This is a genomic window from Emticicia fontis (genome assembly GCF_054779675.1).
Map to the genome: position 1 here is coordinate 100295 of NZ_BAAGXU010000066.1, position 16584 is coordinate 116878.

The 16584-nt window shown below is 38.5% G+C and carries 14 protein-coding genes; 9 read left to right on the forward strand and 5 right to left on the reverse strand.

What is annotated here, in order from left to right; all coding sequences use genetic code 11:
- Positions 1 to 42: 42 nt before the first annotated feature.
- The 4 genes from ACYVFA_RS25965 to ACYVFA_RS25980 all read right to left on the reverse strand — a co-directional run bounded on the left by ACYVFA_RS25965 (position 43) and on the right by ACYVFA_RS25980 (position 4785).
- Positions 43 to 1512, reverse strand: coding sequence for a rhomboid family intramembrane serine protease (locus ACYVFA_RS25965; RefSeq protein WP_460474781.1), 1470 nt, complete (start codon positions 1510 to 1512; stop codon positions 43 to 45).
- 66 nt (positions 1513 to 1578) lie between these two features.
- Positions 1579 to 2409: a hypothetical protein gene (locus ACYVFA_RS25970; RefSeq protein WP_460474782.1), complete on the reverse strand. Its 831-nt coding sequence runs from the start codon at positions 2407 to 2409 to the stop codon at positions 1579 to 1581.
- Between the two features lie 142 nt (positions 2410 to 2551).
- On the reverse strand, positions 2552 to 3229 hold the full coding sequence (locus ACYVFA_RS25975) for a pseudouridine synthase family protein (protein WP_460474783.1): 678 nt from the start codon (positions 3227 to 3229) through the stop codon (positions 2552 to 2554).
- Entirely contained in the window at positions 3226 to 4785 is a 1560-nt protein-coding gene (locus tag ACYVFA_RS25980; protein WP_460474784.1) for an NFACT RNA binding domain-containing protein, read from the reverse strand. Before ACYVFA_RS25980 ends, ACYVFA_RS25975 begins: the two co-directional genes overlap by 4 nt.
- Positions 4786 to 5165: 380 nt before the next feature.
- On the opposite strand from ACYVFA_RS25980, the gene ACYVFA_RS25985 reads away from it, so the two are divergent.
- From ACYVFA_RS25985 to tatC, 5 genes are all read left to right on the forward strand, one after another.
- On the forward strand, positions 5166 to 6671 hold the full coding sequence (locus ACYVFA_RS25985) for a xylulokinase (RefSeq protein ID WP_460474785.1): 1506 nt from the start codon (positions 5166 to 5168) through the stop codon (positions 6669 to 6671).
- A gap of 282 nt (positions 6672 to 6953) precedes the next feature.
- On the forward strand, positions 6954 to 9413 hold the full coding sequence (locus ACYVFA_RS25990; protein ID WP_460474786.1) for a penicillin acylase family protein: 2460 nt from the start codon (positions 6954 to 6956) through the stop codon (positions 9411 to 9413).
- A gap of 30 nt (positions 9414 to 9443) precedes the next feature.
- Positions 9444 to 9800, forward strand: coding sequence for a hypothetical protein (locus ACYVFA_RS25995; protein ID WP_460474787.1), 357 nt, complete (start codon positions 9444 to 9446; stop codon positions 9798 to 9800).
- A 124-nt stretch (positions 9801 to 9924) separates the two neighbouring features.
- A complete protein-coding gene (locus ACYVFA_RS26000; protein ID WP_460474788.1) occupies positions 9925 to 10539 on the forward strand; it encodes an OmpH/Skp family outer membrane protein in 615 nt (204 codons plus the stop codon).
- Between the two features lie 50 nt (positions 10540 to 10589).
- Complete coding sequence (tatC, locus tag ACYVFA_RS26005; RefSeq protein WP_460474789.1) at positions 10590 to 11471, forward strand: twin-arginine translocase subunit TatC; 882 nt, start codon at positions 10590 to 10592, stop codon at positions 11469 to 11471.
- A gap of 68 nt (positions 11472 to 11539) precedes the next feature.
- On the opposite strand, the gene ACYVFA_RS26010 is transcribed toward tatC, so the two are convergent.
- Positions 11540 to 11974 (reverse strand): (4Fe-4S)-binding protein, encoded by a 435-nt coding sequence (locus tag ACYVFA_RS26010; RefSeq protein ID WP_460474790.1) that lies wholly within the window; start codon positions 11972 to 11974, stop codon positions 11540 to 11542.
- A gap of 182 nt (positions 11975 to 12156) precedes the next feature.
- Between ACYVFA_RS26010 and ACYVFA_RS26015 the strand changes: the two genes are divergently transcribed.
- The 4 genes from ACYVFA_RS26015 (at position 12157) to ACYVFA_RS26030 (ending at position 16498) form a co-directional block, all read left to right on the forward strand.
- Positions 12157 to 13386, forward strand: a complete 1230-nt coding sequence (locus ACYVFA_RS26015; protein WP_460474791.1) for a carboxypeptidase-like regulatory domain-containing protein — start codon at positions 12157 to 12159, stop codon at positions 13384 to 13386.
- 201 nt (positions 13387 to 13587) lie between these two features.
- Entirely contained in the window at positions 13588 to 14706 is a 1119-nt protein-coding gene (locus tag ACYVFA_RS26020) for an NAD(P) transhydrogenase subunit alpha (RefSeq protein WP_460474792.1), read from the forward strand.
- Between the two features lie 48 nt (positions 14707 to 14754).
- A complete protein-coding gene (locus tag ACYVFA_RS26025) occupies positions 14755 to 15063 on the forward strand; it encodes an NAD(P) transhydrogenase subunit alpha part 2 (protein WP_220275200.1) in 309 nt (102 codons plus the stop codon).
- Positions 15064 to 15097: 34 nt separating this feature from the next.
- Positions 15098 to 16498, forward strand: a complete 1401-nt coding sequence (locus ACYVFA_RS26030; protein ID WP_460474793.1) for an NAD(P)(+) transhydrogenase (Re/Si-specific) subunit beta — start codon at positions 15098 to 15100, stop codon at positions 16496 to 16498.
- The last annotated feature ends 86 nt before the right edge of the window (positions 16499 to 16584 follow it).

A 16584-nucleotide genomic window follows, 5' to 3' on the forward strand; every position in this document is an offset into this window, starting at 1 on the left:
ACAAAAGAGCTAAACTGAAAATATAAATGGTTTAAATAGCTATTATTTACCCTCTAATTCTTTAATTTTTAGCTCTATCTGTTTATCGTTATTTTCTATTTGTCTTTTATATTGGTTCGTATTTTCGGCAACCCCTTTATAGATTAACTCATAGCTTTTAATGCGTAATTGACAATACTCTTTTAAAAGTTTGTTTCGGGTCTCTATTGAAGAAGGCAAATTCAATTCTTTAAAACTATCGATGATTTTTATATTTTCATTCCAATAATAAATTCCTCTGTCTTTAATCTCGTGCATCAATTGTTCGTTTGATGTACTATCCGGTAAATTATAGACTTCCAATGCCATTGATTCCATAGAAGAAAATTTTTGCATTTTAGAATCATAAATGCCTATATCATTGGGGAGTTTTGTATAAACAACAAATGAAGATACAAGAATTAAAACTGACAATAAACCCAATGTACCATATTTCCATTTGTTTCCATCAGACTCAATAAAACTAAGAATTAAAGCATAGCCGATGATGATTCCACCCACCAGGCCACCGATATGCGCGGCATTGTCAACACCGCCCCGCAGCCCGAAAATCAGATTATAAATGACAAAAACTGAGACACTGGCTAATAAGCTTTTTCTTTGCGATGGTTCAATGAAATTAGTAGTCAGCAAGGCTAGAAACACGCCATACATCCCAAAAATTGCGCCTGATGCTCCTGCACTAATGGTGATGTCGTGCCACCATAGGCTTGTCATACTAGCCGTGATTCCGGTTAACAAGTAAGCAGTAATAAATCTGGTTTTACCCAAAAGCGGTTCTAATAAAATACCGATATAGGCCAATGCATACATATTCATGAGAAGATGAAAAATGCCTATATGGATAAAACAGCTGGTAAGTATACGCCACCATTGGCCTCCTAAAGTCAAGGGTTTGAAATTTGCCCCCCAATTCAGCAAGCTTTCGCTACTTGGCTGCATAATGTTTGCGCCACTGATTGCCATTAAAATGAATATCAGGATATTAATATTCAGGAGGATAGGTGTTATAAAATAACCCGGTACAGGTTTGAAAATAGATAGGAAATCTTTGAATTGCTCTAGTTTTGTTGCTGGAGGCAATTTTAAAATGTCTTCTTCGTCCGGCACAAAGTATGGCTGTAATCCCTGATATTTTGTTTCAAGTTCTTCTTTTGCAGAAGCGGCTTTTAGCTCTTCAAGATTTGAAATGAAATTATTTACATTTTTCTTATTCTTCCCCCAATCTACCATCTCATTGCCTGCCGATGCACTTTCAATACTGGCCACATCATTTTCTATTTTGATTGTGATTTCAGCATTCCACGAAAACATACCCTTGTCTGTATACGCAACAAGTCCGTTTTTGCTCAGGTAGCCTATTTTCCAGGCTAGTTTTTGAGCTGTGTCTACCGCAAGCACAAGAAACTGCTCTTCTGTAAGATCGTTTAGGGAGAAATTCTCTATGTGCTTTGGTGTAAATCCTACTGCCATATTTTTTATTAGTTTATCTCTTTAATAGTCGTCAGTACTTGCTTCCAATAGCTGAGTTGAGTGCTTTTATTCTATATTTGATTTGTCATTATCATCTTCTGGTTGAACTTCATTAGGTTCAATAGGAGAAATGTATACCTCCTCGATTTTCCTTTGTTTGAGTTTAAAGAACCAATAAAGTCCGCCAATTGGAATTCCAAAGGTCCAATACGAATTGAGGTAACCCATGAAAGCAAAGCTAATCCCAAATAAAATCTGGAAGTTCAGAAGTTTAAAAGAAAGACCGCTTGTTGCTGCATAAGTGATTGCTGGAACATTTAAAAAAAGCACAGCTATATATTTTAGCCATTTCTTCGTTAAGTCGCTTTGATAGATACGTGTTAGGACAACAATATTAAAGATAGGAATACAAGCGGCCAATAAGCCGAAAATCCAAAAAAATGTCATTGACGGCATTGGTTCTTTTACCTCAAGCGTTTTGATGTTTATAATCTTTAAAGATGTATCATCAAACAATAGTTGAAAGATGCCAATATTATCCTTACCACTAAACTCCACTAATACAAGTGCGGTATTTGGAGGAGTATTATTCTCTTTAACAGTTGAAAACTTCTTTTCAGCTCTCATAAAAGTAAACTCCAGTTCTGTTCCCCAGTTGTCAACTATGATCTTTCTAAAACTGGCTAATCCTGTTTTCAAGGCTACCATATCAGTGCCTTTAGCCATTTCGTGATCCATAGCCATCAATTCAATACATTTATTGTAGTCTTCTTTTATTAATAACTCTACAAATTCTTTGGTCTTATCCTTGTATTTGAAAGTATTACTAATAAAGTCACAGCCGGTAAGGCACGTAGCCACCAGGAAGATTAGCAGAATTGCTTTGATTTTTTTCATTTTTTAGGGTATGAAGATTAGTCACTATTAACACCATTGGTACTTTTAAAAATCACCTTCTTAAAACCAAAGTTAAAGCTTATCTTAGGGTATCCAAATGATTCTATTGGGTTCTGAGAAATTTTAATATTCGAACGTATCCTTATGATTGATAGTTTTCCAAAACCCGATACTCTCCTACCCCTAAATCTCCCAGTTCAATAGTACCCATCCGAACGCGTATCAACCTCAACACTTCATAATGCAACTTATAACACATTCTTCTAATCTGGCGGTTTAGTCCCTGAATCAGAATAATTTTGAAAGTAAAATCATCAATCTTTTCTATCTGGCATGGCAAAGTCATTTTCCCCATGATTCTGATACCACTAGCCATTGATTCCAGAAAGTGTTCGTCAATGAGCTTATCGACAGTTACAATATATTCCTTTTCAGTCTTGTTTTCATTACGGAGTATTTTATCATAAAGCGTGCCATCATTTGTCAGGAAAAGCAGTCCTTCTGAGGCTTTATCCAGCCTCCCTACCGGAAAAAGCTCTTCTTCAAATGGAAGAATGTCTTTCAGATTATCAGCAATAGCATTATTCAATGTAGTCTCTATGCCACGAGGTTTATAGAAGGCAATGTAGATGAGTGTTTTCCCTTCTTTTAATAGCTCATTCTTATAAATTACTTCGTCTGTCTGATTTAATTCTACATTGGTATTTACAGACAAACCATTCACCATAACCTCGCCCGACAGTATGAGTTCCAGCGCACTCCGGTTAGATATCCGTAGCTTCCAGACTAATAAATATTGCAGGCGGTTTCTGAATGTCATGAATTAGGCATCTTGGGTTCTACCATTACTACCTCTTCTTTCTCTATAATTACCTGCCCTTCGGCTAAGTCTTTTGTTTTTCTAACAAATTTCTTCAACGTCAATATCACGGGTGCCAGCGTTTCATTGCGTCGTTTAGAATAATAAGCCGCTAAAGAAGCCGCTGACTCTTTTACTGTATTGGGTATCTTTTTGCCTGCTTTATATTTCACTACTACGTGCGACCCTTGTGCATCGCGGGCATGTAGCCAAAGGTCTTCCTTATACGCATATTGCTGGGTAAGCAGGTCATTGTTTTTTGCATTACGCCCTACCAGAATTTCAAAACCTTCGACTTCGAATCGTTTGAATAACTCTTTATAATTGACGGCTTGCGAAGAAGTACGAACCAGTTTATTAGCTTTCAAATAATTGCGTAGGGCTTTCAGATGTTCGGCTTGTTCTATCTTTTCAATATGCAGATTCAGATTTTTCAGCAGGTCTTCACGGCTTTCTATGTTTTCCATGATTTTCTCAATTTCTATCTTCTCGTTCTTAGCCTTTCGATAGAAATTTTCTGCATTTTTTTGAGGAGAGAGTTCGGGTTTCAATTTAATCGTAATATCCTGATCCCGATAAAAATCGAATAATTCTACTTTTTCGGCTCGTTCCGGAATCTGATGCAGGTTTGCCATCAGGATATGCCCTATTTCTTCATTTTTGATGGTTGAGTCTACGGCTTCTAGTCGTTGATACGCATCTTTCAGATATAGCTCAGTTTGTTTCTTCTCCTTCGTCAGTTTCCGTAAAATCTCTGCTTTTTCCTTATCAAGCGAACTGACCTTATTATAAAGGATATAAAAAGCATTGATGGCCTCGATGGGTTGTTGAAACTCTTGCAGCACTTCGCCCAAAGGTATCAGCGATAAGTGCAATTGATGCTCCCAGCGAATAATATAGTATTTCGGATTTTCTAATTTATCAAGTACCTCTTTTATTTTCGGCCACGTAATTGGTACTTCTTCTTCCAGATAAGCATTCACTACTTTCCCAAACGTCGGGAATAGCTTTCGATAATCCTCATTATTTGCCAGAAAGGCTTCATGAGATTGGTCTATCGGGCGGTCTAATGTACTAATTCTGAGGTTTTTATCAGCGACAATTTTGCTATGAAAAAGGTCTATTACTTCATCCTCCTGAAACAGAATTATATTTGACCGATTGCCATACATCTTAAAAACAATCGAAAAGCCCTGCTCAAAATTAATAGCAAAACATCGTTCGTTCAGAAACTGCCGCACGCCTGTCACCTCTAAATCCATCAGTTGATTAAATAAATCAATACTGTTTTTCTTAGCCCTTTCAAACTGGTCGGTAAAATATAAAGAGGAGAAATCAGGGAAAACGACGGCTTTAATGAAGAATTCTTTATAGTTTTTCTTCTTTCCGCGGGCAGCAGCAAAACCCAAAACCAATTCATCTTTTTCCTGACTAAAACACTCCATGAGTTTCAGTCCGGTAATTCTGGCTTCTATTTGTCTGGTGAGCTGCCGTAAGAAATAATAATTATTTTGCACGATTCAATAGTAATAAGTCTGCAAAGGTAGCTTAATTTGAGTAAATAACCGAACCAGTGTATCTCAAAGAAGCCGTAGAATAAATTTAGGCATTTGAAATACAGAAACTATTGTATCAGCATTAATTTCGTTCAGAACCTAGACTCCAGCCTATGCCTTTTTATAAAGAGCTATTCGATACAGCAAGCTTGTCAGGTGAGAAAAGAAGCGCATTAAAGATAAGATTTTGGAATTAAGGAATACCAGAATTAACAATACAAAAGAATATCCACTCAGAAAGCAGAAGCCACCATACAGCCTACAAAGCCAAATCCGGATAGATTTTGTTTTGCTTAAGCAAAAGTGTAACTTTGACAATTAAAAATTCAACCTACGCAAATATGTTACTGCTCGGAATCGATATTGGTACTTCTTCTATTAAGGCATCGGTGGTAGATGCTGATACTCAACAAGTGATTGCTTCTGCACAATACCCCGATGTAGAAGCGCCTATCTCCTCGCCTTTTGCAGGCTGGGCAGAACAAAACCCTGAAATGTGGTGGAACAATACCATTGAGGCCATCAAACGTGTCAATGCTTTGGGCAAACAGGAATCTACGCAATTCGACTCAAAAGAGATTGGTGCCATTGGTATTGCCTATCAGATGCATGGTCTGGTGATGGTAGATAAAGATAAAAAAGTATTACGCCCCTCAATTATATGGTGTGATAGCAGAGCTGTACAGATTGGCGATAAGGCTTTCAGTGAAATGGGTGAAGAATTATGTCTGACTCACTTACTAAATTCTCCGGGTAATTTTACTGCATCTAAATTGGCATGGGTAAAAGCCAACGAGCCTCATATTTTTGAACAATGTGATAAAATCATGTTACCGGGTGATTATATAGCTATGATGCTGACTGATGAAATCACTACTTCTAATTCGGGTTTATCAGAAGGTATTTTCTGGGATTTTCAGGAAAATAGCGTATCAAAAGACTTATTAAACTATTATGGGTTTGATGAAAGTGTGATTCCTGAAATTAGACCTGTGTTTAGTGAGCACGGAAAAGTAACACAATTGATCGCTGATATTTTAGAGATAAAACCAGGTACGCCTGTTACATATAAGGCTGGCGACCAACCGAACAATGCACTTTCGTTAGATGTATTGAACCCGGGAGAAATTGCGGCTACTGCCGGAACATCGGGTGTAGTATATGCCGTAAGCGACCAGATTTCTTATGACCCACAATCGCGTATCAATTCATTTGCACACGTCAACCATAAAATAGATGGTGCCAATCGTGTAGGTATCCTCTTATGTATCAATGGCACGGGCATTATGAATCGTTGGGCAAAAGATAATTTCGGTAAAGACCTGACTTACCCGGATATGAACAAACAGGCTGAACAAATTTCCATCGGTAGCAATGGCCTTTTAGTGATGCCTTTTGGTAATGGAGCCGAGCGTATGCTGAATAACCGTATTCTGGGCGCTTCTTTCCATAACCTTGATTTAAATAACCATACACAGGCGCATGTTTTCCGTGCTTCACAAGAGGGCATTGCTTTCTCGTTTAATTATGGATTAGGGATCATGCAGGCCAATGGTGTGGAACCGAAAGTTATCCGTGCCGGAAAAGCCAATATGTTTTTGAGTGATATTTTCAGCAATGCATTAGTAAATATTACTGATACGCCGATTGAATTATATGATACTGACGGAGCAAAAGGTGCAGCTTTAGGCGCAGGATATGGGGTAAGACATTATAGCACACCTAAAGAAGCGATGAGCAAACTGATAAAGCTGAAAGTAATAGAACCACAATCAGAAGCCATTATGGCTTATCGGGAAGCTTATGAGAACTGGAAAGTGGTTTTGGAGAAATTGATGCAAGAGTAATTGATATAATAATCTGTCAGGCAGGCTCAATCGGTTTTACTGGTTGAGCCTGTTTTGCTTAAAGATTACTATAGTAAATAAAGCACTAAAAAGATATTAAAAAAATCCTAAAAATCATCTGAATAATAAAATCTTCAATTCTTTTCATTACATTCGCAACAGAATGAATAGTATGTTTGCATACTGATAATGTATTCTTAGTAAAGAATTATTTCTGAAGCAAATAACTGATTTCGGACGAACTATTAACCAAAATCCTGCCTTTTCAATACTGAATTATCTATGAAATTCATCAAGTTTTTTGTAAGTTTACTCATAGCTGCTGGTCTAACTTACATCCTGAACCGACCTTTGGGAGCTTTGCCCGCTCTCGGAAAATTATTCAGCCCGTTTGAGGGTTTCTGGCAAAATGGCGGCACTAAATCTTCTCCTGACGAACTTAAGCTAGACGGCATTAAAGACGAAGTTAGCGTTGTTTTCGACGATAACCGTGTGCCCCACGTTTTTGCGCAAAATGAAGACGACCTTTATTTTACACAAGGCTATCTGGTAGCACAAGACCGCCTATGGCAAATGGAGTTTTATACACTGGCCGCTTCCGGCAGATTATCAGAAGTAGTGGGTGAAAGAGCCATTGAACTTGACCGCTACAATCGCCGCATGGGTATGGCAGAGGCGGCTAAGAAAATCGCTGCCAGTTTCAAAAAAGAGGATATTGCCTTTAAAGTCCTGACTGCTTATGCAGCCGGAGTAAATGCCTATATCAAGCAATTATCTTACAAAGATTTACCCGTAGAATATAAAATCATCGGCTATCAACCGGAAGAATGGTCGCCGTATAAAACGATATTGATGCTGATGAATATGCGTCAGGTATTGAACGGTGGCAGTGAAGATTTCAGAATGAGCAATGCACTGGCTAAATATGGCCCGGATGTGATCAAAGAATTATTTCCTGATTATCCGGTTATAGAGTCGCCGATTATTCCTGTAGGTACAAAATGGGAATTTACCCCTGTGCCTGTTCCGGCAATTCCTGCTGAAATTGCGGCTAAACCAGCTGAAAAAGATGAAGGAGTAGCTTTTAATATAGCAGCACCTACACCAGAGATTGGTAGCAATAACTGGGCAGTTGGGGGTGGCAAATCAGCTTCTGGCTTACCAATTCTGGCGAATGACCCTCACTTAGGGTTGACTTTACCATCTATCTGGTATCAGATGCAGTTAAGTACGCCAACCATGAATGTCTACGGTGCTTGTTTACCTGGTACTCCGGGGGTAACAATTGGCTTCAATAAAGATATTGCCTGGGGCGTAACTAATGTAGGCTCTGATGTGATGGATTTTTATCAGATAAAATTCAAGGATAAAAGCCAGAAAGAATATTGGTATAACGGTGCCTGGAAACCTGTAACGATGCAGATTGAAGAATTTAAGATTAAAGGCAAAGAATCGTTGATGGACACCGTTTTCTATACCCATCATGGCCCGATTTTATACAACCATGCCAGCGAAAAGAATACAAATAAAAATGTACCTATCGGCCATGCCATGAGATGGGTAGGTCATGAATTAGATAACTCTGACTTGATGGGCTTCTATTATCTGAACAGAGCAAAGAATTATGACGATTATCGCAAGGCGCTTCTTTATTATAAAGCCCCTGCGCAGAACTTCATTTTTGCTGATAATCATAACGACATTGCCATTACGCCTAATGGTAAATTGCCTTTGAAATGGAAAGAGCAAGGGAAATTTATATTGGATGGCTCTAACCCTGCCCATGATTGGCAAGGCTGGATACCTGCCGACCAGAATCCAACGGTGAAAAATCCACCTCGCGGATTTGTGAGTTCGGCCAACCAGTTTTCTACTGACCCTACTTATCCTTATTATTTAGGTTGGAAATTTGCCCCTTCTGAAAGAGGTATCCGCATCAATGAAAGATTAGAGGCGATGCAGAAAGCAACCATTGATAGTTTGCGTTCGGTACAGAATGACAACTTCAACGTAGAGGCACGCAGACTCTTGCCAGATGTTATGAAGATACTGGCGGCTGATTCTGCTAATAAAAACAATGCAGCCTATCAGACATTGGTTAAATGGAATATGAAAAACGACCCGTATGAGGTTGGTGCTACGATTTTTGAGAGATGGGTTAAAGAATTAAGAATCTGGGTTTGGGAAGACGATTTTTCTGCGCAAAGTGAGAAAGACCCAATGAGTTATCCTACAAGAGACCTTACATGGGATATGATAAAAAATCAGCCAAAGTCTAAATGGTTTGACAATGTAAACACGAAAGATAAAGTAGAAACGGTGGAAGATATTGTAAGAGGCAGTTTTAAAGCTACTGTTGACTCTTTGACTGCTAAACTGGGACCATTAGATGCTCAAACCTGGGCCTGGACAAAAGTAAAAAGTACAGATATTAATCACTTAGGCAGGCTTCCGGGTTTTGGCAGACAAGATATTCCGAATGGTGGTGGCCCGGGCATTGTAAATGCCACTTCAGAATCGCATGGGCCTTCATGGCGTATGGTCGTGCAATTGGATAAAGAGTGGCCGAAAGCTTATGGATTATATCCGGGTGGACAATCGGGTAATCCGGGAAGCCCATATTATGATAATATGGTTGATAAATGGGCCAAAGGTGAATTGAACGAATTGCTCTTTATGAAAACAAAAGATGAAAAAAGTGGAAAAATTATCTCGACCACTAAAATCAGCGGAAAGAAATAAGAATTAGTCAATCTCAAACGAAATCATCAAATGCCTTATATAATTATCCTCGTCGCCAGTGCTATTGCACAATTGTTTTTACCTTGGTGGGTTATTGCTCCTATTGCCTTTCTGGTAGGAATGATGAAATCGAAATCGGCTGGCAGTTCTTTCTTAGCCGGAGCCGCAGCCATCATTACTTTATGGGTAGCTTATGCGCTTTATCTGAATCTTTCGTCTGACGGCCTAATGCTTAACCGTATTGGTAGTTTATTTGCCGAGAGCCTTAAATTCCTGAAAAGTGTGCCGTTTACCATTTCATTTTTTACTATTATGGCACTTATTGGTGGTTTGGTAGGCGGTTTTTCAGCTTTAGCTGGTTATCAGTTCAAGCAGTTAACCAAATAAAACATATATAATCCCTCTTTTTTTGAGGGATTTATCTATCTTTGCAGGCTTTATTTGCAAAAAATCATTAATCAAATACTTTTAATAGTACACAAGCATTTGGTGTACGCTAATTAATTTTCAAATGAAAAAACTTTCAGTTTTCGTTCTATTAGTTTCTCTTATCGCATGGGGTTGTGACAAATCAGAATCTACTTCAACAACAGCAGGTGGAAAACAAGTAGCAGGTCGTATTGTTTATGTAAATACAGACACTCTATTAAACAAATATGATTATTATAAAGACATCATCAAGGCTTCTGAAAATAAAAGATTCCAATTAGAAAACGATCTGCAGAATAAAGCCCGTACATTCCAGAATAAAGTAGCCTTCTTCCAACAAAGAGCGCAACAAGGCCACATGACTCAGGAACAAGCGCAAACTACCCAGATGCAATTGCAACAGGAAGAGCAAAACCTGATGGCTTATCGTGATAAAAACGCACAGGTATTAGCACAGGAAGAAGCGAAGAAAACAGAAGATATTCTGAACAAAATTCATGATTATCTGAAAGATTTCAACGGTGGGGATAAATACGATATGGTAATTGGTTATTCGAAAGGTGGTGGTGTATTATACGCCAAAGAAGACCTTGATATTACTAAGCTAGTGTTAGAAGGTTTGAACAAAAAATACGCTGAAGACAAGAAAAACGGCAAAATAACTATCGAAAAAGATAGTACTGCTGCTAAGAAGTAAACTCTGAATACGTTTCCTGCGTATATTTGAAAGAAAATTATTGAAATAAAATGCCACTAGATCAAACTCCGTATTACGATTACGATGACGACGGCAAAGAAGAAGTAGGGAAAGAGATGTCTTTCTTAGACCATCTCGAAGAGCTTCGATGGCACTTAATCCGTGCTGCTGCTGCTATCTTTATCTTCATGATTGTTGCTTTTGTCTATATTGGGGAAATTTATGATACCGTCATATTAGGACCTTCTAAAGTAGATTTCTGGACTTACCGGATGATGTGCAAATTAGGGAAAGCAGTTGGAGCCGAAGGTCTTTGTGTCGACAAACTGCAATTCAGCTTGATGAGTCGTGAGGTATCAGGGCAGTTTATCATGGCCTTTACTTCTGCGGCAATTATAGGTCTGGTATTTGCATTTCCGTATGTATTCTGGGAAATCTGGCGTTTTGTAAAACCCGGACTGAAACCATCAGAAAAGAAATCAGCCACTGGAGCTGTTTTCTATGTTACTTTTCTATTTTTTTCTGGTGTTTTATTCGGTTATTTTATTGTTTCGCCGTTGGCGATTAACTTTCTGGTTAATTTCCAGATTAGTGAGACTATTGAAAATCAGTTTGATATCAGCTCGTATATTTCTTTGCTAGCTACACTTACGCTGGCTTGTGGAGTAGCCTTTCAATTACCAGTTGCGATTTTTGTATTAACCAAGATAGGCGTTATTGGACCGAAATTTATGAGAACCTATCGCCGCCATGCGGTAGTAGTTATCCTGATTGTAGCGGCTGTTATTACGCCATCGCCTGATATTACCAGTCAGTTATTAGTAGCATTCCCGCTTTATATTTTATACGAAGTAAGTATTATTATATCAGCAAGAGAAGAAAAGAGACGTCTGGCTGAATTAGCTGCCGAAGGTGGCGAATCAAAAGATTAATATTTTCTGTTTATACAAAAAGGGTATCATAAATCATATATGATACCCTTTTTAATTATGATAGCACTCTAAGCTATGAAACCTATTTTAGTATGCGAACCATCACAGAAAGGCTTGTTTTCAGAAGAACCACAACGGCACAGGGCTGTTACCTTATGTTTCTTCGTTATATTTCCTTCCGCATCTTTGATAGATATATTCCCATAAATTAACAATGGGCCGTTCTTGGTGGTTTCTACTATTGTTTCACTATCAATCTGTTTCTCCTCCTGCCCTACTTCATTTTTAAAATACGATAATGCGCCAGATGGACATTTATCAATTTGTGCCATAATCTTCTCCCCATTTTCATGTTCCGGTGTCACCCAAGGACGTTTACGAGGGTCGAACACATGAGGTAGGCCACGAAAACAAATGGCTGAATGAATACACATATGTGGCTGCCACACAACCGTTACTTCGTCGTTCGCATAATGCTTGGTAATTTTCTTTTGTTCTTCCATATAGGTCGTAAATTTTACTCAATTATAAATAAATTAAAACTTATATCAAATTACACTATAGGTAGCCATAAACTGTTAATATAAAAATCCTGTTAATCTTTTTAAAGATTCCAAGAAATAACTAAATAATTAGTTATACATTTGTACCATTAATGATGAAATACTTATCCTACAAAGATTAGATGCGCTTTACAAAAATTACATTCATTTTATTCTTACTTAGTTCTTCTCTACCAGCCATTTGCCAGCTCACCATTGAGGGTCGCGTAATTGATGCAGCGGATAAAAAGCCTTTGATTTTTGCCAATGTATTTATCAGTAATACGACGAAAGGTCAACAAACTGATGATAAAGGAAGGTTCAAAATCACTAATGCGCCATCAGGTACTATTGATTTGGTGATAAGTTATGTAGGCTATAAAACCTTTTCACTACAAATAAAAGCCGATACTTTAAAAAGACAATTGCTGGTAATGTTGAATGCTGATGCGATAGAACTTCAGGGTGTCACTATCAAGCGTATCAAAGATGGTTATGCGAGATACTTTCATCTTTTTGATGAAGGTTTTATGGGTAAAACTAATCTGTCAAAAGAATGTAAACTAAAAAATCCCAAGGCTTTGACTTTCAGCATGAATAATGATGATTCTGAATTGATTATCAGAGCCGATGAGCCTCTGGTAATCGAAAACAAGGAGTTGGGTTATGTAGTGAAGTATCAGCTAGAAGAATTCAGGTTTAATTTTAGAGAGAATTATACAACCTATTGGGGCTACCCTTTCTTTGAAGAAATGAGAACCAAAAGTGACCGAAGAAAGAAACAATGGATTGAGAATAGGAATAAAGCTTATTATGGCTCGTCACAACATTTTCTAAAGGCTCTTACAGAAAACAGGCTGACAGAAGAAGGATATGTGATGCACAAATTAATCAGACAAAAAAGAAAAATGGTGTCTGTGCCTTTGGTAGCTGAGAAGCGCGACAGCATAGGTAATATTGTTACAGAAGCATCTAAAGAAAAAATAATAGTCGATTCAACCGACCTTAAATTAAGAACAGAACAGTCATTAAAGAAGTTAGCTACCAGTGGTTTTTCAAGATATGTACAATATCTGGTAAGAACTCCTCTGAAAGAGAGTGATGTCGTAAGCCCTTATAATGATATGTTTGCGATTGACTTTAATGATCATTTATACATTGTTTATAATAAAGAATTTGAAGAGCCCCAATTTATTGAGGCTGGACAAAAAAATATTCCGCAAACTTCTATCATCTCTTTAATTGAATCTCCGGCTGTGGTTGAGAAAAACGGGCATCTGATTAACCCCTTAGCTTTTATTTTTGAGGGTAGATGGGGCAATGAGAAAATAGGCGAACTATTACCATTAGATTATCTGCCCGAATTGCCTTGATAATGTATCAAGATTTTTCAAATCTTCATACCTAAATAGTTTCTCTCCAACGAATTACGTCGAAAAAAATGGATAAGACATAGGCAAAAAACAGCCTATGTGTCGATAGATAATTTAACTTCAATTTAATTTATAAATATATTGATAAATATTTGAATTATTTCTACATTAGAGGCGACATAAAACTAAGTTTACGACCCTGTGAAAATAGCAATAATCAAAGAAACCAAAGCATTTGAAAACCGTGTTGCCCTAAGTCCCGAAGTCTGCAAACAACTGATTCAAGCCGGATTTGAGTGTGCGATTGAAAAAGAAGCCGGAGCCTCTTCCTTTTTTGAAGATACAGCTTACGAAGCCATTGGTGCTAAAGTAGAGAAAAACAAATCTTCTCTGCTTTCAGGTGCTGACATTGTCCTGAAAGTCAACCCACCTACTGTTGAAGAAGTAGGCCAGATGAAAAAAGGGGCCGTGTCTATCTCGTTTATGTATGCGGCTACTAATCCTGACCTGATTGAAGCGGCTGCCAGACAAGGTATCTCTGCCTTTTCGGTCGATGCTATTCCCCGTATCTCCAGAGCCCAGAAAATGGATGCTCTGAGCTCGCAGGCCAATCTTGGGGGTTATAAATCTGTTATTATCGGTGCCTATCACTTAGGTAAAATCTTCCCTCTACTCATGACTGCCGCAGGCACTATCAAACCTGCTAAGGTAGTGATTATGGGTGCAGGGGTAGCGGGTTTACAGGCCATTGCTACAGCTAAACGCTTAGGTGCGGTAGTGGAGGTAAGTGATATTCGCCCTGAAACCAAGGAGCAGGTACAATCATTAGGTGGTAAATTTATCGAGGTAAAAGGCGACGATTCCATCAAAATCGAGGGTGGCTATGTAAAAGGCGTTTCAGAAGATTTCCTCAAAAAGCAACAGGAGGTAATAGCCAAACATATCAGCGAAGCCGATTTAGTGATTACTACTGCCTTGATACCGGGCAAAAAAGCACCTATGCTAGTACCTGAGGATGTAGTAAAGAGCATGAGGCTAGGCTCAGTAATCGTAGATATGGCAGTAGAACAAGGTGGTAACTGTGCTTGCAGTGAATATGGTAAAACTGTTACCAAACACGGAGTAACCATCGTGGGCGAACCTAATATCCCTTCTCTCCTACCGTTGAATGCCAGTGAACTGTATGCCAAAAACATTGCTACTTTCTTATTGCATCTGGCCACTAAAGACGGCTTCAAATGGGAAATGGAAGAAGAAATTACCAAAGGTTCTTTGATTGTACATGATGGCAAAGTAGTTCACCCATCTGTGACAAAATAAATACGCATTCATATTTCAACACATCATATTCTAATAACCTTATTTACGATGATTAACGATATAGTCAGTTTTTTGGGCGAAAATATTGAGATGATATACATTCTGATATTATCTGTTTTTGTGGGAGTAGAGGTGATTGGTAAGGTACCTGCTGTACTACATACCCCTTTAATGAGTGGCGCGAATGCGATTCATGGTGTGGTGATTGTTGGCGCCATTATCGTAATGCTAAACACGCCTGTGGATAATATACTGGCATTAGCACTGGGATTTGTGGCAGTAGTATTAGGCACGCTTAATGTGGTTGGAGGTTTTGCCGTAACAGACAGAATGTTAGAAATGTTCAAGAAAAAATAAAGACACACACCCATCTATCTAAGAATCTTGTGCAATGGAGATAAAATATATTCTTGATATAGTCTACCTGATAGGCTCAGTCACTTTTGTAATCGGCTTAAAAATGTTGAGCCACCCTGATACCGCCCGAAGAGGAAATTTATATGCGGCCTTTGGTATGGCATTAGCCATTGCAGGCACTATCTTACTATATAATCACCCTGGTGGCTATACTTCAAGAGAGCCATTAAAAATCATTTTGATTTTAGCCGCGATAGGTATTGGTACTGTTGCAGGCTGGCTCACAGCCAATCGCGTACAAATGACGAAAATGCCCGAATTAGTGTCGCTCTTTAATGGTATGGGTGGGGCTTGTGCGGCCTTGATTGGCATTATGGAATACGAACATAATATCGGTAAAACGGGTGCGCTGGCAACAATTATAGCCGGAATGATTATAGGTTCAGTTTCTTTCAGCGGAAGTATCATCGCTTTTCTGAAACTGAATGAAACCATGAAAAAGCCAATCCGAATTCCGTCTTATAATATATTGAATACAGTCGTAATGGTAGCCTTAATCGCTTTTGGGATCTACATAGTTTATGCGCAACCAGAGCATATGCTGCTACCAATATTGCTTTTTGCTTTTGCTCTATTGTATGGTGTTTTGTTTGTAATACCTATCGGTGGTGCAGATATGCCTGTAGTTATTTCATTGCTTAACTCTTTTACAGGTCTGGCGGCGGCTTTTGGAGGCTTCTTGTATCAGAATCAGGTGATGCTTACCGGAGGTATTCTGGTAGGTTCGGCTGGTACGATTCTTACTTTGGCTATGTGTAAGGCCATGAATCGCCCATTAAGCAATGTGATTTTCGGTGCATTTGGTGCAGGTGGTGCGAGTGCCGCAGGCAATGATGTAAAAGGAAGTATTAAAGATATTTCGATTTCAGATACTGCCATTTTGATGAATTACGCTAAAAAGGTGGTTATCGTACCTGGCTATGGTTTAGCTGTTGCACAAGCCCAACACGTGATTCATGAACTGGAAACATTGCTCGAAGAAAGAGGTGTTGATGTGGAATATGCGATTCACCCCGTAGCAGGGCGTATGCCGGGACATATGAACGTATTATTAGCCGAAAGTAATGTGTCTTACGACAAGCTGGTAGAAATGGAGGAAATAAACCCTGAGTTTGTCAAAACCGATGTGGTATTGGTAGTAGGTGCTAATGATGTGGTGAATCCGGCAGCAAAGACAGACCCATCGTCGCCAATATTCGGGATGCCAATTCTGGATGTAGAAAACGCCCGTAATGTGATTGTGAATAAAAGAAGTATGAATGCCGGATACGCTGGTATCGACAATTTACTTTTTTATCAACCTAAAACAAGTATGCTTTTCGGCGATGCCAAGGGAGTGCTAACCAAACTGGTTAGTGAGTTAAAGCAGATGTAAAATTTGTACTTTCTTGACAATATTTCATATAATCATTGCCAGTTTTACCAAATACAAAATATTGTTTGGTTTTAAATTTTAAAATT

Coding starts and splice junctions, on each gene's coding strand:
- ACYVFA_RS25965 (WP_460474781.1), bottom strand. CDS start 1,512: ATGGCAGTAGGATTTACACCAAAGCACATAGAGAATTTCTCCCTAAAC.
- ACYVFA_RS25970 (WP_460474782.1), bottom strand. CDS start 2,409: ATGAAAAAAATCAAAGCAATTCTGCTAATCTTCCTGGTGGCTACGTGC.
- ACYVFA_RS25975 (WP_460474783.1), bottom strand. CDS start 3,229: ATGACATTCAGAAACCGCCTGCAATATTTATTAGTCTGGAAGCTACGG.
- ACYVFA_RS25985 (WP_460474785.1), top strand. CDS start 5,166: ATGTTACTGCTCGGAATCGATATTGGTACTTCTTCTATTAAGGCATCG.
- ACYVFA_RS25990 (WP_460474786.1), top strand. CDS start 6,954: ATGAAATTCATCAAGTTTTTTGTAAGTTTACTCATAGCTGCTGGTCTA.
- ACYVFA_RS25995 (WP_460474787.1), top strand. CDS start 9,444: ATGCCTTATATAATTATCCTCGTCGCCAGTGCTATTGCACAATTGTTT.
- ACYVFA_RS26000 (WP_460474788.1), top strand. CDS start 9,925: ATGAAAAAACTTTCAGTTTTCGTTCTATTAGTTTCTCTTATCGCATGG.
- tatC (WP_460474789.1), top strand. CDS start 10,590: ATGCCACTAGATCAAACTCCGTATTACGATTACGATGACGACGGCAAA.
- ACYVFA_RS26010 (WP_460474790.1), bottom strand. CDS start 11,974: ATGGAAGAACAAAAGAAAATTACCAAGCATTATGCGAACGACGAAGTA.
- ACYVFA_RS26015 (WP_460474791.1), top strand. CDS start 12,157: ATGCGCTTTACAAAAATTACATTCATTTTATTCTTACTTAGTTCTTCT.
- ACYVFA_RS26025 (WP_220275200.1), top strand. CDS start 14,755: ATGATTAACGATATAGTCAGTTTTTTGGGCGAAAATATTGAGATGATA.
- ACYVFA_RS26030 (WP_460474793.1), top strand. CDS start 15,098: ATGGAGATAAAATATATTCTTGATATAGTCTACCTGATAGGCTCAGTC.